Annotated in this window: 15 protein-coding genes and 1 pseudogene; 15 read left to right on the top strand and 1 reads right to left on the bottom strand. The window is 71.8% G+C overall.

Annotated elements, in window-relative coordinates; genetic code table 11:
* The first annotated feature begins 300 nt into the window (after positions 1-300).
* From arc to prcA, 5 genes are all read left to right on the top strand, one after another.
* The gene (gene arc / locus HCJ92_RS07090; RefSeq protein WP_167932585.1) at positions 301-2,067 is read left to right on the top strand and encodes a proteasome ATPase; all 1,767 of its coding nucleotides are present in this window, start codon (positions 301-303) and stop codon (positions 2,065-2,067) included.
* Positions 2,068-2,241: 174 nt separating this feature from the next.
* Complete coding sequence (gene dop / locus HCJ92_RS07085) at positions 2,242-3,753, top strand: depupylase/deamidase Dop (protein WP_167932584.1); 1,512 nt, start codon at positions 2,242-2,244, stop codon at positions 3,751-3,753.
* Positions 3,754-3,901: 148 nt separating this feature from the next.
* A complete protein-coding gene (locus HCJ92_RS07080) occupies positions 3,902-4,120 on the top strand; it encodes a ubiquitin-like protein Pup (RefSeq protein WP_167932583.1) in 219 nt (72 codons plus the stop codon).
* Positions 4,121-4,320: 200 nt separating this feature from the next.
* Complete coding sequence (gene prcB / locus HCJ92_RS07075; protein ID WP_167932582.1) at positions 4,321-5,166, top strand: proteasome subunit beta; 846 nt, start codon at positions 4,321-4,323, stop codon at positions 5,164-5,166.
* Between the two features lie 82 nt (positions 5,167-5,248).
* Positions 5,249-6,064 (top strand): proteasome subunit alpha, encoded by an 816-nt coding sequence (gene prcA / locus HCJ92_RS07070; protein ID WP_167932581.1) that lies wholly within the window; start codon positions 5,249-5,251, stop codon positions 6,062-6,064.
* Between the two features lie 29 nt (positions 6,065-6,093).
* On the opposite strand, the gene HCJ92_RS07065 is transcribed toward prcA, so the two are convergent.
* The gene (locus HCJ92_RS07065; protein WP_420824680.1) at positions 6,094-7,170 is read right to left on the bottom strand and encodes a LacI family DNA-binding transcriptional regulator; all 1,077 of its coding nucleotides are present in this window, start codon (positions 7,168-7,170) and stop codon (positions 6,094-6,096) included.
* A gap of 323 nt (positions 7,171-7,493) precedes the next feature.
* Here HCJ92_RS07065 and HCJ92_RS07060 point away from each other — a divergent pair, with 323 nt between their 5' ends.
* From HCJ92_RS07060 to serC, 10 genes and pseudogenes are all read left to right on the top strand, one after another.
* Positions 7,494-8,753, top strand: a complete 1,260-nt coding sequence (locus tag HCJ92_RS07060; protein WP_167932580.1) for an MFS transporter — start codon at positions 7,494-7,496, stop codon at positions 8,751-8,753.
* Between the two features lie 57 nt (positions 8,754-8,810).
* Entirely contained in the window at positions 8,811-10,172 is a 1,362-nt protein-coding gene (gene pafA, locus HCJ92_RS07055) for a Pup--protein ligase (protein ID WP_167932579.1), read from the top strand.
* A 208-nt stretch (positions 10,173-10,380) separates the two neighbouring features.
* Positions 10,381-11,406, top strand: a complete 1,026-nt coding sequence (locus HCJ92_RS07050; RefSeq protein ID WP_167932578.1) for an FKBP-type peptidyl-prolyl cis-trans isomerase — start codon at positions 10,381-10,383, stop codon at positions 11,404-11,406.
* A 92-nt stretch (positions 11,407-11,498) separates the two neighbouring features.
* Positions 11,499-11,840 (top strand): annotated as a pseudogene (locus tag HCJ92_RS25780) (FKBP-type peptidyl-prolyl cis-trans isomerase); the annotation flags it as partial.
* 239 nt (positions 11,841-12,079) lie between these two features.
* Positions 12,080-12,532, top strand: a complete 453-nt coding sequence (locus HCJ92_RS07040; protein ID WP_167932577.1) for a roadblock/LC7 domain-containing protein — start codon at positions 12,080-12,082, stop codon at positions 12,530-12,532.
* Positions 12,529-12,924: a DUF742 domain-containing protein gene (locus HCJ92_RS07035; RefSeq protein ID WP_167932576.1), complete on the top strand. Its 396-nt coding sequence runs from the start codon at positions 12,529-12,531 to the stop codon at positions 12,922-12,924. The genes HCJ92_RS07040 and HCJ92_RS07035 overlap by 4 nt, the downstream gene beginning before the upstream one ends.
* A complete protein-coding gene (locus HCJ92_RS07030) occupies positions 12,905-13,528 on the top strand; it encodes a GTP-binding protein (protein ID WP_209310809.1) in 624 nt (207 codons plus the stop codon). The genes HCJ92_RS07035 and HCJ92_RS07030 overlap by 20 nt, the downstream gene beginning before the upstream one ends.
* Positions 13,525-14,832, top strand: a complete 1,308-nt coding sequence (locus tag HCJ92_RS07025) for a cytochrome P450 (protein ID WP_245240659.1) — start codon at positions 13,525-13,527, stop codon at positions 14,830-14,832. Before HCJ92_RS07030 ends, HCJ92_RS07025 begins: the two co-directional genes overlap by 4 nt.
* A complete protein-coding gene (locus tag HCJ92_RS07020) occupies positions 14,829-16,103 on the top strand; it encodes a cytochrome P450 family protein (protein ID WP_167932574.1) in 1,275 nt (424 codons plus the stop codon). Before HCJ92_RS07025 ends, HCJ92_RS07020 begins: the two co-directional genes overlap by 4 nt.
* A gap of 195 nt (positions 16,104-16,298) precedes the next feature.
* A complete protein-coding gene (serC, locus tag HCJ92_RS07015; protein WP_167932573.1) occupies positions 16,299-17,417 on the top strand; it encodes a phosphoserine transaminase in 1,119 nt (372 codons plus the stop codon).
* Positions 17,418-17,510: the final 93 nt, after the last annotated feature.

Genomic DNA, 17,510 nt, shown 5'->3' with positions numbered 1-17,510 from the left:
ACCGCGCCGCGTGCCGCGGCGTCACCCGACCGGCCCGCTGCCGGTGCGACCTGCGCTCCCCGCCGGGGCGCCGCCCGGAGGGCGGCGAACGGCGGAGCACCGCGGACGGTGTCGACGACACCGACTCTACCGCTGCCCGCTTTCCCGGGCCCCCGGGTGGGTATCCCCCAGGCGACAGGGAGCGCGCACGAGTGAAGATCGGACACGCCTCGATGGTCTTCTTGATCGAAGGGGTTTCGACCGACACTGGTCCAGGTAGGGTCTGGAAGCGTCCAGCTCCCTTTGGAGGAGGTGAGGACCGTGGCATCCCACGATGACGAGACCAACCACGGCGTCCGCCCCGGTCGGGGGTCACAGGACCCGGCCCGGCAGGTCGCCGACCTAGAGCAGGAAATCACCGTCCTGCGCCGGAAGCTCGCCGATTCCCCGAGGCACACACGTGTCCTGGAGGAGCGAGTTGTCGAGTTGCAGACCAGTCTTGCCGGGGTGACCTCCCAGAACGAGCGACTGGCGACCACCCTCCGGGAGGCCCGCGACCAGATCGTGGCACTCAAGGAAGAGGTCGACCGGCTCGCCCAGCCGCCCGCGGGCTTCGGAGTCTTCCTCCAGCCCAACGACGACGACACGGCCGACATCTTCACCGGCGGTCGCAAGCTCCGGGTCAACGTGAGCCCCAGCGTCGAGTTGAAGGAGCTCAAGCGCGGCCAGGAGGTGATGCTCAACGAGGCGCTCAACATCGTCGAGGCGATGGAGTTCGAGCGCGCCGGTGACATCGTCACCCTCAAGGAGGTGTTGGAGGACGGCGAGCGTGCGCTCGTCATCGGCCACACCGACGAGGAGCGCGTCGTCCGGATCGCCGAGCCGCTGCTCGACCTGACGCTGCGCGCCGGCGACGCCCTGCTGCTGGAGTCCCGCTCCGGCTACGTCTACGAGGTCGTCCCCAAGAGCGAGGTCGAGGAGCTCGTCCTCGAAGAGGTCCCCGACATCGACTACGCGAAGATCGGTGGTCTGGGCAACCAGATCGAGTTGATCCGCGACGCGGTCGAGCTGCCCTATCTTCACCCCGACCTGTTCCGCGAGCACGAACTGCGCCCGCCCAAGGGCGTGCTGCTCTACGGGCCGCCCGGCTGCGGCAAGACGCTGATCGCCAAGGCGGTGGCCAACTCCCTTGCGAAGAAGGTCGCCGAGGTCACGGGCCAGCCCGCGGGCAAGAGCTTCTTCCTGAACATCAAGGGCCCCGAGCTGCTCAACAAGTACGTCGGCGAGACCGAGCGGCACATCCGCCTGGTCTTCCAACGGGCGCGGGAGAAGGCCAGCGAAGGCACCCCGGTCATCGTCTTCTTCGACGAGATGGACTCCCTCTTCCGGACCCGCGGTTCCGGTGTCAGCTCGGACGTGGAGAACACCATCGTCCCGCAGCTGTTGTCGGAGATCGACGGTGTCGAGGGCCTGGAGAACGTCATCGTCATCGGCGCCTCGAACCGTGAGGACATGATCGACCCGGCGATCCTCCGGCCCGGCCGGCTGGACGTCAAGATCAAGATCGAGCGGCCGGACGCCGAGGCCGCCAAGGACATCTTCTCCAAGTACCTCACCGCCCGGCTCCCGATCCACACCGAGGACCTGGCCGAGCACCACGACAGCCGCGAGGCCGCCGTGGACGGCATGATCCAGACGGTCGTCGAGCAGATGTACGCCGAGACGGAGGAGAACCGCTTCCTGGAGGTCACCTACGCCAATGGTGACAAGGAGGTCCTGTACTTCAAGGACTTCAACTCCGGCGCGATGATCCAGAACATCGTCGACCGGGCCAAGAAGATGGCCATCAAGGCGTTCCTCGACCAGAACCAGAAGGGCCTGCGCGTCTCCCACCTCATCGCCGCCTGCGTCGACGAGTTCAAGGAGAACGAGGACCTTCCCAACACCACCAACCCCGACGACTGGGCCCGTATCTCCGGCAAGAAGGGCGAGCGGATCGTCTTCATCCGGACCCTCGTCACGGGGAAGCAGGGCGCCGACACGGGCCGTTCCATCGACACCGTGGCCAATACCGGACAGTACCTGTAAGGGCACCGCCCGGCTGCGGGCACGTGGGCCGACTGCCCGCGTGTCCCGCAGCCGGGCGTTTTTCTCAGACAGCCCGCGGGAAACCGCCTGTGACCTCCCCATCGCCGCCCGTGGCGCCTAGGCTCGGGCACGAGGTGGCCGGTTCGGCGGCCCCCGCCGGGCAAGGAGGGCCGCATGACAGTACGGCGCGTGATGGGCATCGAGACGGAGTACGGCGTGTCCGTCCCCGGCCACCCGAACGCCAACGCCATGCTCACCTCGTCCCAGGTGGTGAACGCCTACGCGGCGGCCATGCACCGCGCCCGCCGGGCGCGCTGGGACTTCGAGGAGGAGAACCCGCTGCGCGACGCGCGTGGATTCGACCTGGCACGGGACAACGCGGACGCGAGCCAGCTGACGGACGAGGACATCGGGCTGGCCAACGTCATCCTGACCAACGGCGCGCGGCTGTACGTGGACCACGCCCACCCCGAGTACAGCGCCCCCGAGACGATCGGCCCGCGCGACGCGACGCTCTGGGACAAGGCCGGCGAGCGCGTCATGGCGGAGGCTGCCCGTCGCGCCGCCCAGGTCCCCGGGGCACGGCCGATCCAGCTCTACAAGAACAACACGGACAACAAGGGCGCCTCCTACGGCACCCACGAGAACTACCTGATGCGGCGCGAGACCCCGTTCGCCGACATCGTCCGCCACCTCACCCCGTTCTTCGTCTCCCGCCAGGTCGTGACCGGAGCGGGCCGGGTGGGGCTGGGGCAGGACGGCTCGGACCACGGATTCCAGATCAGTCAGCGCGCCGACTTCTTCGAGGTCGAGGTGGGGCTGGAGACCACGCTGAAGCGGCCCATCATCAACACGCGCGACGAGCCGCACGCCGACGCCGACCGGTACCGGCGACTGCACGTGATCATCGGGGACGCCAACCTCTCCGAGATCTCGACCTATCTCAAGCTCGGCACCACCTCGCTGGTGCTCTCCATGATCGAGGACGGCTTCATCGCCGTGGACCTCGCGGTCGACCAGCCGGTGCGCACCCTGCACCGCGTCAGCCACGACCCGGGACTCCGGGGTCTGATCACCCTGCGCAGCGGCCGGACCCTCACGGCGGTGCAGCTGCAGATGGAGTACTTCGAGCTGGCGCGCAAGTACGTCGAGGAGCGCTGGGGCTCCGACGCCGACGCGGAGACCCGGGACGTGCTGGCCCGCTGGGAGGACGTACTGACCCGGCTGGAGAGCGACCCGGCGAGCCTCGCGGACCAGTTGGACTGGATCGCCAAGCGCGAGCTGCTGGAGGGCTACCGCCGTCGTGACGGGCTCGACTGGGACGCCGCCCGGCTGCACCTGGTGGATCTCCAGTACAGCGACGTCCGGCCCGAGAAGGGGCTGTACAACCGGCTGGTCGCCCGTGCCAGGCTGCAGCGGCTCTTCTCCGAGGAGGAGGTGGCCCGCGCCGTGGTGCACCCCCCGGAGAACACCCGTGCCTACTTCCGGGGCCGCTGTCTGGACCAGTACGCCGACGACGTGGCGGCTGCCTCGTGGGACTCGGTCATCTTCGACCTGCCCGGGCGCGAGTCGCTCCAGCGCGTCCCGACCATGGACCCGCTGCGCGGCACCCGCGAGCACGTCGGAGGGCTCCTCGACCGCTGCGACACCGCGCAGGAACTGGTCCGTGCCCTCGCGGGCGGCTGAACCGGCTCCCGGAGGGGCATGATCGGGAACGGGCCGGGGCGGCACGTACGCCGCACCGGCCGAGAAGGAGCCGAAGTCAGTACCCGACGGTAGGGTCTGAATCCGGAGCACGACGCAGTCGAGCGGCGAACTGAGCGGGGTGAGGCAGATGGCGACCAAGGACACCGGCGGCGGTCAGCAGAAGGCATCGCGCGCCACGGAGGAGACCGAGGAGCAGAGCGCTTCCACAGAGGTCTCCGACGAACTCAAGGAGCGTCAGGAAGAGCTCAGCGAGGACGTGGACTCCGTACTGGACGAGATCGACGAGGTCCTGGAGTCGAACGCCGAGGACTTCGTCCGCGGCTTCGTTCAGAAGGGCGGCGAGTAACACCGCCGCCGTCCGCCCCCACGGGGCGGACACGGTGGGGGCGGGGCCCGGCCCCACCCCCACCGGCGAATCATGTGGATCACGGTCCCGTCGCGGGTAGGGTCCGTGGCGTACTCTGCTCCGGTTCGACGCCGCGCCGTCCGCACAGGGCTCCGCGCCCGGCGGGAGCGGCGCGCCGGCTCCAATCTGGAAGGACATCAGTGGCAGCCAACTCCCACGACCAGGGCCGGCTCCCGGCGCCGTACCTCACCCCGGGCTCCTCCTCGTTCATGGACTTCCTGTCCACGCACGCACCGGAGCAGCTGCCCGGCAGCCGCCCCCTCCCGGGGGTGCAGGGCGCGGTCCAGGCACCGCACGGCACCACCATCGTCGCCGTGGCGTTCGCCGGCGGCGTGGTGCTCGCCGGCGACCGGCGGGCGACCATGGGCAACATGATCGCGCAGCGGGACATCGAGAAGGTGTTCCCGGCCGACGAGTACTCCGCGGTGGGCATCGCCGGCACCGCCGGGCTCGCGGTGGAGATGGTGCGTCTGTTCCAGCTGGAGCTGGAGCACTTCGAGAAGGTCGAGGGCGACACCCTCTCGTTGGAGGGCAAGGCCAACCGGCTGTCGACGATGATCCGCGGCAACCTGGGCATGGCGATGCAGGGACTCGCGGTGGTCCCCCTCTTCGCGGGGTACGACACCGACCGCTCCACCGGTCGCATCTTCTCCTACGACGTCACCGGCGGCCGTTCCGAGGAGTACGGCTTCGCCGCCGTCGGCTCGGGCTCCGTCTTCGCCCGCGGTTCGTTGAAGAAGCTGCACCGTGCGGACCTCACGGAGGAGCAGGCGGCGACCGTGGCCGTGCAGGCGCTCTACGACGCGGCCGACGACGACTCCGCGACCGGCGGTCCCGACGTCGCGCGCCGCATCTACCCGGTGGTCGCGGTCATCGCGGAGGGCGGGTACCGCCGTCTCGGGGAGGACGAGGTCACCACCGTGGCGCGCACCGTCCTGGACGGTCGGCTCCAGCTGCCCAACGGGCCGCTGGCCCCGCTCGTCTAGGCGGCCCGCCGGTGGCAGAGAAGGCAGCCCCGGGGCATCGGACGCCCCCGGGCGCAGGAGCAGAGGAAGGGACCGACAGCCGGTGACGACACCGTTCTATGTCTCGCCCCAGCAGGCGATGGCCGACCGTGCGGAGTACGCCCGCAAAGGCATCGCGCGCGGGCGCGGGCTGGTGGTGCTCCAGTACGCGGACGGCATCGTCTTCGTGGCGGAGAACCCCTCCCGGGCCCTGCACAAGGTCAGCGAGATCTACGACCGCATCGGGTTCGCGGCGACGGGCAAGTACAACGAGTACGAGAACCTCAGGATCGGCGGTGTGCGCTACGCGGACCTGCGGGGCTACACCTACGACCGTGCGGACGTCACCGCACGGGGCCTGGCCAACGTCTACGCGCAGACGCTGGGCACCATCTTCTCCAGCGCGGGGGAGAAGCCCTACGAGGTCGAGCTGATCGTCGCCGAGGTCGGGGACGCCCCCGAGGACGACCAGATCTACCGGCTGCCGCACGACGGCTCGATCATCGACGAGCACGGGTCGGTCGCGGTCGGTGGGAACGCCGATCAGATCAGCGCCTACCTCGACCAGCGGCACCAGGACGGCATGACGCTGGGCGCCGCGCTGCGGCTGGCTGTCCAGGCCCTGGGGCGTGACGGCAACGGCGGTGAGCGGTCGCTGACGGGCGATCAGCTGGAGGTCGCCGTGCTGGACCGCACCCGGCCGCAGCGCCGCAAGTTCAAGCGGGTGCTGGGCCGTCGGCTGACCGAGCTGCTGGAGCCGCCCGTCGAGGCGGGCACCGGCTCCGCCGACACGCCGGATGCGGCATCGGACGGCAAGGCCGGCGGTGCCAAGGCGAGCAGTGCCGAGGACGACGGCACGGCGGACGCCGCCGACGACTGAGCCGGCGTCGCCCGCGGGATGCCGCCCGGTCAGGGACCGGGCGGCACCCCGCCGTTCCCCGGTGGCGGCGCCGTCGAGCCGCGCCGTACCAGTTCCACGGGCAGCAGCGTGTTGCCGGCCTCCCGGCCTCCGAGCACGCTCAGCAGCGCGGCGAGCCCGGCGGAGCCCATCTCCTCGGCGGGCAGCCGGACCGTCGTCAACTCCGGTTCCACAGCCGCGGCCAGCACCAGGTCGTCGATGCCGGTGACGGAGACGTCCTGCGGCACGCGCAGGCCCATGCGCCGGGCCGCCTTGCAGGCCCCGGCCGCGAGGACGTCGTCATCACAGACCAGTGCGGTGGGCCGGGGGTTCGCCCGCAGTGCCCGCTCCGCGGCGGACGTGGCGTCGCGCACGGTCAGCGCCGCCCGCTCCGTGGTGACGAGCCGGGCCGAACCCGATCGCGCCAACGCCTCGGCGAGTACCCGGGCGCGGGCGTGGAAGGTCCAGGTGTCGACCGCCGCCGCGAGGTGGCCGAAGTCGCGGTGCCCGAGCTCCAGCAGATGAGAGCAGATCTGCCGCATCCCGTCGGAGATGTCGGGATTGACGGTCGCCACGGCGGGGGCGAGGCCCGGCTCGCTGTCGAGCATCACCAGGGGGAGGCCGCCGTCGCGGAGACCGGCGAGTGCCTCGGCCGCCATCGAGGAGGCGATCACGCCGTCCACCGTGGCGCTGGCCGAGGCGAACGGGTCGGGGGCCGGGCCGACCCCGCCGGGGGAGGGGTAGAGCACCACGCCGATGTCGTGCTCGGCTGCCATGCGCGCGGCCCCGGAGTGGACGCGGGCGAAGAACTCGGTGGTCAGTGCGGGGACCACCAGCAGCGCCGTGCGGCGCTGACCCAACCGCAGTGTCCGGGCCGCGAGGTTGGGCCGGTATCCGAGAGCGCGGGCCGCCTCCCGGACGTACTCCGCTCGGGCGGGCGAGACCCGGCCGTGCCAGCGGTCGCGCAGCACCAGGGAGACGGTGGCCTGGGAGACGCCTGCGCGGTCGGCGACGTCCCGGCTGGTGGGGCGTGCCGGGCGCCGCCCGCCCGGCAGGTCGGCGTCGGCCCCGCCGTTCCCGCGGCTCACCGACGGCCGCCCCGGGGCCGCGGGGGCCCCGGTCGCCGCCGTTCGCGGTGCCGGACCGGATCACTGCTGTCGTGCTGCGTCACTGCCACTCCCGTGTTCCGTGCGGGCGCGCGCCGGGGTGCCCGGCGTCGGCGCCCGGGGTGGCTCGGACCGGCCGCACCCCCGCGGGCCGCCCACGGTGCGGACCAGTTTGTCAGGCGGTCGTCCACCACCACGAGTAGTACGTATAATCGCCGAGGTTATACGTACTACTATCCTGCTCCTCCGCCAGTGCGGCGTTCGGGAGCGGGACGCCGCGCGAGTCGAGGGAGTGGGGCCGGGACATGGCGACGGGCTACATGGAGCTGCTGCGGATGCCGCACGCGGGCAGGCTGATCGCCGCCACGCTGGTGGGACGGCTGCCGTACGCGACGGCCCCGCTGGCGATCGTGATCTTCGCCCGGTCCGAAGGGGCCTCCTACACCCTCGCCGGTGCGCTGGCGGCTCTCTACGGCCTGGCGACCGCCGTCGGGCAGCCCTGGCTCGGCAGGCTCGCCGACGTCCACGGCCAGCCGCGGGTGATGCTGCCCTCGGCGGTGGTCTCCGCGATCGCGATGATCGCGCTCGCGGCGATCGGCGTCGACCCGCTCCCCGCCGCGGCGGCGGCCATCGTGGTCGCCGGTGTGGCGACCCCGCCGCTGGAGGGCGGGCTGCGCGCGCTGTGGCCCTCCGTCCTGAAGCGGGAGGACCGGGTGCATCGGGCCTACGCGTTGGACGCGGTGGCGCAGGAGGTGATGTTCGCGGTCGGCCCGCTGGTGGTCATGGTGCTCGTCGCCGCGTGGTCCCCCGCCGGGTCGCTCCTGGTGGTCAACGTCCTCGGCGTCCTGGGAGCGCTCGCGGTGGTGACGTCCGCGCCCTCGCGCGAGTGGCGCAGCGAACCGCGGGACGCGCACTGGCTGGGCGCCCTCCGCTCGGCCGGGATGCTTGTCCTGCTCGGGGCCTTCCTCTTCGTCGGCGTCTCGCTCGGTTCCATCTCCGTCGCCGCCGTCGCCTACGCGGAGAGCGCGGGCGACGAACTGATCTCCACGTACCTGCTGTCCTCGCTCGGCGCGGGCGCGCTGGCGGGCGGGCTCTGGTACGGGGCCCGTACCTGGGCGGGCGAGCCCGAACGACGGCTGGTCGTCCTCGTCGCCGCGCTCGCCGCCGGCTACCTCCCGCTGGTGCTCGCCCCCGACTCGGTGGCGCTGATGACGCTGCTGGCGGGTGTCGCCGGCCTGTTCCTCGCCCCCGTCCTCGCCTGCGCCTTCGTGGTGATCGACCGCCACGCCCCGACCGGCACTGTCACCGAGGCGTTCTCCTGGCTCGTGACCTGCTTCGGGGTGGGCGTGGCCGGTGGCACCGCGGTCGTCGGGCCGATCCTCGAAGCCCGCGGCGTCGTCGCCGGGTTCGGGGTGGCCGGCGCCGGCGGTCTCGCCGCGCTGACGGTGCTGCTGTCGACCCGGGGGGTACTGGCCCGGCGGCCCGTCCGCGCCGGGCAGGTGCAGGTGGCGCCGCCGGCGGCGGTGGTGGAACCGGTTCCGGGGGCCGATGCCGGAGGAAAATGATCGCAACGCCGCGCCGAACCCGGTTTGGGGAGGCGCCTGCGGGCGTACTGTTCACACATGGACCGCCGAATCTTCGGGCTCGAGAACGAGTACGGCGTCACCTGCACATTCCGTGGCCAGCGTCGGCTGTCCCCGGACGAGGTGGCGCGGTACCTCTTCCGCCGCGTCGTGTCATGGGGCCGCAGCAGCAACGTCTTCCTGCGCAACGGCGCCCGGTTGTACCTGGACGTCGGGTCGCACCCCGAGTACGCCACTCCGGAGTGCGACAACGTCACCGAACTCATCACCCACGACAAGGCGGGCGAACGCATCCTGGAGGGGCTGCTCGTCGACGCCGAGCGCAGGCTCCACGAGGAGGGCATCGCCGGCGACGTCTACCTCTTCAAGAACAACACCGACTCCGCCGGCAACTCCTACGGCTGCCACGAGAACTACCTCGTCGGCCGCCACGGCGAGTTCTCGCGGCTCGCGGACGTCCTCATCCCCTTCCTCGTCACGCGGCAACTGATCTGCGGTGCGGGGAAGGTCCTCCAGACCCCTCGCGGCGCCGTCTTCTGCGTCAGCCAGCGCGCCGAGCACATCTGGGAGGGCGTCAGCTCCGCGACCACGCGCTCCCGGCCCATCATCAACACCCGCGACGAACCGCACGCCGACGCGGAGCGCTACCGGCGACTCCACGTCATCGTCGGCGACTCCAACATGTCCGAGACCACGATGCTGCTGAAGGTCGGCGCCACCGACCTCGTGCTGCGGATGATCGAGGCCGGCACCGTGATGCGCGACCTCACGCTGGAGAACCCCATCCGGGCCATCCGGGAGGTCAGCCACGACCTCACCGGGCGACGCAAGGTGCGGCTCGCCACCGGGCGTGAGGCGTCGGCGCTGGAGATCCAGCAGGAGTACTACGAGAAGGCGCTGGACTTCTGCGAGCGCAGGGGCATCCGCAGCGGCATCACCGAACAGGTGCTGGAGCTGTGGGGCCGCACCCTGGACGCGGTGCGCGAGGAGGACCTCGACCGCGTCGCCACCGAGATCGACTGGGTCATGAAGTACCAGCTCATCGAGCGCTACCGCGCCAAGCACGACATGACGATGTCCAACCCGCGCGTCGCGCAGATAGACCTCGCCTACCACGACATCCACCGCCGCCGCGGCCTCTACTACCTGCTGGAGCGGAAGGGGAAGGCGAAGCGCGTCTGCGACGACCTGCTGATCTTCCAGGGGAAGTCGGTCCCGCCGCAGACGACCCGCGCCCGGCTGCGGGGCGACTTCATCCGTCGCGCACAGGAGCAGCGCAGGGATTTCACGGTCGACTGGGTCCACCTCAAGCTGAACGACCAGGCGCAGCGCACCGTGCTGTGCAAGGACCCCTTCCGCTCGGTGGACGAACGCGTCGAAAAGCTGATCGCGGGCATGTGAGCACCGGCCCCGCCGCCCGCACGGGCGGCGGGGCCGAGACCGTCGCGGGCCGCCCGCCGGGAGGTCGTGCGGGGCCGGGCCCGGCCCCGTCCGTCGACCCGTTCCCGGTCCTTCCGGGAGCGCCGCCTGCTTCGGGGCGGTAGGCCGTAGGGTGGATCGGGACCAGCGGGTCCCGACCCCGATATCCCCCCGATCGCGAGTTGGATTGATGATTCCCACCAAGACCGCGCAACGCCTGGCGGCTGTGCTGGCCGTACCGGCCCTGCTCCTCGTCTCCGCCTGCGGCTCCGACGACGGCGGCTCCGACAACTCCGGCGGCTCCGGCGGCGAGGCCACGACCGTGGTCTCGGGCGAGCTGGGTGCCAAGCCGGAGATCGAGGTCGACGCCGAGGCCGAGTACCCCGAGGAGCCCCGCGTCACTGTCCTCTCCGAGGGCGACGGCGAGGAGGTCGCCGAGGGCGACTACGTCCGGACCGACCTCGTCGGCGTGACCGCCTCCGACCAGGCCGAGCAGATCAACACCTGGACCGATCCCACCGCCCCCGCCCCGGGCGCCGAGGACGGCGAGGAGGCCGAGGAGACCGAGGACGCCCCACGCGCCCAGTACGTCGCGCGCGTCGGTGAGGACGGTATGATGCCGGCCGCGATTCTCGACGGTGTCGTCGGACAGCCGGTCGGCAGCCGCGTGCTGGTCGAAGGGCAGGTGGGCACGATCATCGGCCCGCAGGTCGTGCAGATGGGCATGGAGGAGGAGGACGGCATCGTCCTCGTCATCGACATCGTCGGCGCTTCCTCGACCGACCCCGCCGGAGAGGTCGAGGGTGAGCAGGCCGAGCCCGCCGAGGGCATGCCCGAGGTCACCTTCGGCGACGAGGGCCCGGAGATCGCCGTGCCCGAGGGCGAGGACCCGCCGGCCGAGCGCCAGGAGCAGGTGCTGATCGAGGGCGACGGCCCGGAGATCACCGCCGGTGACGGCGTCATCGTCCAGTACTCCGGCGTCAAGTGGGAGGACGGCGAGCTGTTCGACTCCTCCTGGCAGCGAGGCGAGGGCACCGCCTTCCAGATCGGCGTCGGCGCCGTGGTGCAGGGCTGGGACGAGGCACTGACCGGGAAGAACGTCGGCGACCGGGTCCTGGTGGCCATCCCGCCGAACGAGGGCTACGGCGCGGCGGAGGGTCACGAGTTGCAGGACAGTACCCTGGTCTTCGTCGTGGATCTCCTGGGCGCGGTCTGACCCGGACCCACGACCGCAGGCCGCCGACGCGGCCCGCCCGCGGCGGGCGGCGCGGCGGTCAGGAGCCAGCAGCCAACCAAGGAGCCATTGTCGTGAGCAACACCAAGCCCGAGGTCGATTTCCCGGGTGGCGAGCCGCCGGCCGACCTGGAGATCAAGGACCTCTGGGAGGGCGACGGCCCCGTCGCCGAGGCAGGCGCCAACGTCTCGGTCCACTACGTCGGCGTGGCCTTCTCCACCGGCGAGGAGTTCGACGCCAGCTGGAACCGCGGTCGTCCGCTCCAGTTCCAGCTGGGCGCCGGCCAGGTCATCTCCGGTTGGGACCGGGGTGTGCAGGGCATGAAGGTCGGCGGCCGTCGCCAGCTGATCATCCCGCCGCACCTTGCCTACGGCGACCGCGGCGACGACCCCTCGGCGGACCCGACCGAGACGATGCAGCTGTCGGTCCCGCGCGACATCGCGGGGCTCCCCCGCCGCCGCCGTGGCCGCACCCTCGCGGCGGCCCATCCCGAAGGCTCCCCGCAGACCGGGAACCGCCTCCCCGAACGCAGTCACACCCCGGCGGAGTCGGCGGCGCGCTTCGGCGCGTTCCGCCGTGCCCTCCAGGGCAACACCCCCGCCGAACCCGCCGAACCCGCCCGACCCGCCTCACCGGAACCGGAGGACAACTCCCGATGACCGCTCCTTTCACGGGGTCTCAGCACGCCCGAGACACCATCCCCGGCAGTCGCCTCGACTGGCTGCTGGAGAACCTGATCGAGCGCACACCGGGCGCGAGACACGCCCTGGTGCTCTCACGGGACGGTCTGAAGCTGTGCCGCACACCGGAACTCTCCGAGGACCAGGCAGACCAGCTGGCCGCGATATCTGCCGGCATCCAGAGCCTCTCCCACGGCGCCTCCATCGAGTTCGGTGACGGCACCGGCGGGGTCCGGCAGGCCATGACCGAGTTCTACGGCGGCATCCTCTTCATCGTGGAGGCCGGCGCCGGGGCCCACCTGGCGGTGGTCGCGACCGAGGACGCCGACCCCGGGATGATCGGCCACAACATGAACGAGCTGGTGGAGCAGTTGAGCGAGCACCTCAGCGCACCGCCCCGGAACGGCGCCGAGGGCGGACGCCCGTGAGTGCGGCGCGCGCCGGCCGGGACGACGACCCGGATCGCCTGTACACGGTCACCGGTGGCCGGAGCCGCGCGCACAACGACTCCTTCGACCTGGTCACGCTGATCGTCAGCGAGTGCGAGCCGACGCCCGGCATGCCCTCGGAGCAGGCCCGCATCCTGCGGATGTGCCGGCTCCCCACCGCCGTGGTGGAGCTCTCGGCCGACCTGCGGCTACCGGTGTCCATCGTCAAGATCCTGCTCTCCGACCTGCTGGACACCGGGCGGATCACCGCCCGGCACCCGCGCACGTCGAAGGCGCCGCCCGTACCCCGCCGCCGGGGCGACACCCCCGCCGCGCAACTCCCCGACCCCACCATCCTGGAGCAGGTGCTCGTTGGACTCCGCAATCTCTGAATCGGTGGCCGCCGCTCCGGCGGAACGCAAACCGCTCAGCAGCTCCGCCGACAACGGTCTGAAGATCGTGGTCGTCGGCGGGTTCGGCGTCGGCAAGACGACGCTGGTGCGGTCGGTCAGCGACATCCGCCCGCTCAACACCGAGGAGACGATGACGCAGGCCGGCGCGGACATCGACGACCTGAGCGCGGTGCGCTCGAAGTCGACCACCACGGTCGCCTTCGACTTCGGCCGTATCAGCCTCAACGAGCAGACGGTGCTGTACCTGTTCGGCGCACCCGGCCAGCAGCGGTTCTGGTTCCTGTGGGACCGGCTGTTCGCCGGGACCCTGGGGGCGGTGGTCCTGGTGGACACGCGGCGGCTGGACGAGTCCTGGTACGCCATCGACCGGTTGGAGCACCACGGGACGCCGTTCGTCGTCGCGCGCAACGACTTCGGCAGCGACACCTACACCTCGGAGCAGGTGCGGGAGGCGCTGGACCTCGACCCCGACGTGCCGCTGGTCTCCTGCGACGCCCGGTCTCGGGACTCCGCCAAGCACGTCCTGATCACGCTCGTCGAGCACCTGCACCGCCTGTCGTCCGCCAGGGAGTTGACCTCATGACCGTGGAGCGCGCCGCCGGGCAGTCCGACATGCGGCGGTTCGTGCCGCCGCCGGGGTGCCCGGCGCACGCCGCCGGTGCCGGCGCGATGCCGCTGGAGGGGCCCCGGTTCCACACCGAACCCGCTTCGCTCTACCGGGAGATGCGGCGCCAGTACGGCCCGGTGGTCCCGGTCTCGCTCCCCGGTGACGTCCCGGCCTGGCTGGTGATCGGCTACCGGGAGATGGCGCGGGTGACCGGTGACCCGGTGCTCTTCCCGCGCGACTCCGGGCTGTGGAACCAGTGGGAACGGCTCCCGGAGGACTGGCCGTTGCGGCCGATGGTCAACGTGCCGCTGCCGTCGATCTACTACACGGTCGGTGAGGAGCACCAGCGCCACCTGCGGATGGTCGAACCGGCGCTGGAGGCGGTCAGTCCGTTCGAACTGCGCCGTCACACCGAGCAGTTGTCGGACCGGCTGATCGACGAGTTCTGTGCGACCGGTGAGGCGGACCTCACCGCCGGCTTCGCCAAGCCGCTCCCGGCGCTGGTCCTGGGCCGGCTGCTGGGCATCCCGGACAGCCGGTCGGCGCTGCTGGTCTCCTCGCTGACGGAGCTGTGCGACGGCGGCCCCGGCGCGCTGGAGGCCTACCAGACGTTCAGCGGGCTGATGGGCGAGCTGCTGGCGGCCAAGCGGGCCCGTCCCGGAGCCGACATCACCTCCCGCATGCTGGCGCACCCCGAGCCGTTCAGCGACGAGGAGTACATCCTCGACCTCCAGTCGATCACCGCCGCGGGCCACCTCCCGACCGCCGACTGGATCGGCAACTCGATCCGGCTGATGCTCACCGACGACCGGTTCTCCGCGTCCCTCGGCGGCGGGCGCCACTCGGTGGGCGAGGCGATGAACGAGGTGCTCTGGGAGGACACCCCCACCCAGATCCTCGCGGGCCGCTGGGCCGCGCGCGACTGCCAGCTCGGCGGCTGCCGCATCGGCGCGGGCGACATGCTGCTGCTGGGGCTCGGTGCGGCCAACGGCGACCCCGAGGTCCACGACGCCACCGACGAGCGGGCGGGCGGTCTCCGCAACGGGAACAGCGCCCACTTCTCCTTCAGCCACGGCGAGTTCCAGTGCCCGTTCCCGGCACGGGAGATCGCCGAGGTGATCGCGCGGACCGCCATCGAGGTGCTGCTCGACCGGCTGCCGGACATCGACCTCGCCGTGCCCGTCGCGTCGCTCACCCGCCGACCCTCGGCGTTCCTGCGCGGCATGACGGACCTTCCCGTCACCTTCACCCCGACCCCCGCCGCTGGAGGCCACCCATGAGCTGCCCCGTCGGTCACGTCACCCCGGGCGATCCCCGGCCGGTGACGGACCCCGTCGTCATCGATCCCCTCGTACGCGACCTCGCGGGGGAGACCGAACGGCTCCGGCAGGCCGCCCCGATCACCACGATCGACCTCATGGGCGTACGCGCCTGGACGATCACCGACCACACCGTCGCCCGCCGGCTGCTGACCGACACCCGGCTGGTGAAGGACATCAACCAGTGGGCCGACTGGCGCAGCGGTGCGGTGGACCGGCAGTGGCCGCTGGTGGGCATGGTGGACGTGGACCCCTCCATGTTCACCGCGGACGGCGCCGAGCACCGGCGGCTGCGGGCCAAGACCGCGCAGGCGATCACGCCGAAGCGGCTGGAGGCGATCCGGCCGCGGATCGAGAAGGTCACCGCCGAGCTGCTGGACGACCTGGCCGCCGCGGGGGCCGACGGCGCCCCGGTGGACCTGAAGTACGTCTTCGCACTGCCGCTGCCGCTGCGGGTGGTGTGCGAGCTGATGGGCGTCGCCGACGAGCTGCTGCCGCGGCTGACCGACCTGTGGACACGGTTCTTCTCCCTGCTCACCCCGCAGGACGAGCGGCTCGCTGTCATCGACGAACTCGACGTCATCTTCCGGGAGATGGTGCGCGAGAAGACCGCGGACCCGACCGACGACCTCACCGGTGCGCTGATCCGGGCGGAGGACGGCGGCGAGCGGCTCAGCGAGGACGAGGTCGTCGGCAACCTCAAGTCGATGGTCGCCGCCGGTCACGAGACCACCATCTCGCTGATCCTGCACGCGGTGCGGGCGCTGCTGGCCCACCCCGACCAGCTGGCGCTGGTGCGGTCCGGGGAGGTCTCCTGGGAGACCGCCATCGAGGAGACGCTGCGGCTGGAGTCGCCCTCGACGCACCTGCTGATGCGGTTCGCGACCGAGGAGATCGAGGTCGGCGACGAGGTGATCAAGCCCGGCGACGGCGTCGTGATGTCCTACCGCGCCATCGGCCGCGACCGCTGCCAGTGGGGCGAGACAGCGGACTCCTTCGACATCACCCGGCCGACCCCGGGACGGCACCTCGCCTTCGGCCACGGCCCGCACATCTGCCCCGGGGCGGCGCTCTCCCGGCTGGAGGCGGCGATAGCCCTGCCCGCGCTGTTCGCCCGGTTCCCCGACCTCGCGACGGCGGTACCGGCGGAGGAGATCGCCAACCTGCCGGTCCTCACCCAGAACGACCTGGCGGCCCTCCCGGTGCTGCTCGACGGGCCCGCCGGCGCCTGACACCGGCACCGCCGCCGTCAACGCGGTGGTGGGGTCACCACTCCCCCACCACCGCGTTGACGTCCCCGGGGCCGGCCCCGGCCGCGCCCCGCCGGGCGGGGGCGTGCCGCCGCCGAGCGTCCGCCCGGCGGACGCTCCGTCTCACCGGACGGACGCCCGCCGACGGCGCGTCCCGCGAGGGACTACGCTCACCCCGTGGCCGAGATCCAGATTCCCGCTGACATCAAGCCCGCCGACGGACGCTTCGGGTCGGGTCCCTCCAAGGTGCGGACCGAGGCGCTCAGCGCCCTCGCCGCCACGGGCAGTTCGCTGCTCGGTACCTCCCATCGGCAGGCCCCGGTCCGCGACCTGGTGGGCCGCGTCCGGGACGGCGTCTCCGCCCTGCTCTCGCTCCCCGACGGGTACGAGGTGATCCTCGGCAACGGCGGCTCCACCGCCTTCTGGGACATCGCCACCCACGGGCTGATCGAGCACCGCTCGCAGCACCTCACCTTCGGCGAGTTCTCCTCCAAGTTCGCCAAGGCCGCCAAGCTGGCGCCGTGGCTGGAGGAGCCCACCGTGATCTCCGCCGAGCCGGGCGCCCTGCCCCAGGCCCGCGCGGAGACGGGCGTGGACGTCTACGCCTTCACCCACAACGAGACCTCGACCGGCGTCGCGGCGCCGCTCCAGCGCGTCGCCGGCGCGGACGACGACGCCCTGGTGCTGGTGGACGCGACCTCCGGCGCGGGCGGTCTCCCCGTGGACGTCACCGAGACCGACGTCTACTACTTCGCGCCGCAGAAGTCCTTCGCCTCCGACGGCGGGCTGTGGCTGGGTGCCTTCTCCCCCGCCGCCCTGGAGCGTGCCGCCCGGGTGCACGCCTCCGGCCGGCACGTCCCGGAGTTCTTCTCGCTGCCGACCGCGATCGACAACTCGCTGAAGAACCAGACCTACAACACCCCGGCGCTGGCGACGCTCTTCCTGCTCGCCGAGCAGCTGGACTGGATCAACGGCCAGGGCGGGCTGGGGTGGGCGGTCGACCGCACCGCCGACTCCGCGGCACGGCTCTACGGCTGGGCCGAGAAGTCGGAGTACGCCTCGCCGTTCGTCACCGACCCGGCGCTGCGCTCGCAGGTCGTCGGCACCATCGACTTCGCCGAGGGCGTCGACGCCGCGGCGGTGGCGAAGGTGCTGCGCGCCAACGGTGTCGTGGACACCGAGCCCTACCGCAAGCTGGGGCGCAACCAGCTGCGGGTCGCCATGTACCCGGCGGTGGACCCGGCCGACGTCGAGGCGCTGACCGCCTGCGTGGACCACGTCATCGACAAGCTCTGACCGACGGACCCGGCCGGCCCCGCGAGGGCCGGTCGGGTGCTGCCTGTGAGCTGAACGCGGCGGCGGGTACCGGGAGTCCTCCCGGTACCCGCC

The sequence above is a fragment of the Streptomyces spiramenti genome (genome assembly GCF_012034385.1).
Taxonomy (GTDB): domain Bacteria; phylum Actinomycetota; class Actinomycetes; order Streptomycetales; family Streptomycetaceae; genus Streptomyces; species Streptomyces spiramenti.
This window is presented reverse-complemented; position numbering and strand designations above follow the sequence as displayed.

Coding starts and splice junctions, on each gene's coding strand:
- dop (WP_167932584.1), top strand. CDS start 2,242: ATGACAGTACGGCGCGTGATGGGCATCGAGACGGAGTACGGCGTGTCC.
- HCJ92_RS07080 (WP_167932583.1), top strand. CDS start 3,902: ATGGCGACCAAGGACACCGGCGGCGGTCAGCAGAAGGCATCGCGCGCC.
- HCJ92_RS07060 (WP_167932580.1), top strand. CDS start 7,494: ATGGCGACGGGCTACATGGAGCTGCTGCGGATGCCGCACGCGGGCAGG.
- pafA (WP_167932579.1), top strand. CDS start 8,811: ATGGACCGCCGAATCTTCGGGCTCGAGAACGAGTACGGCGTCACCTGC.
- HCJ92_RS07050 (WP_167932578.1), top strand. CDS start 10,381: ATGATTCCCACCAAGACCGCGCAACGCCTGGCGGCTGTGCTGGCCGTA.
- HCJ92_RS07040 (WP_167932577.1), top strand. CDS start 12,080: ATGACCGCTCCTTTCACGGGGTCTCAGCACGCCCGAGACACCATCCCC.
- HCJ92_RS07025 (WP_245240659.1), top strand. CDS start 13,525: ATGACCGTGGAGCGCGCCGCCGGGCAGTCCGACATGCGGCGGTTCGTG.
- HCJ92_RS07020 (WP_167932574.1), top strand. CDS start 14,829: ATGAGCTGCCCCGTCGGTCACGTCACCCCGGGCGATCCCCGGCCGGTG.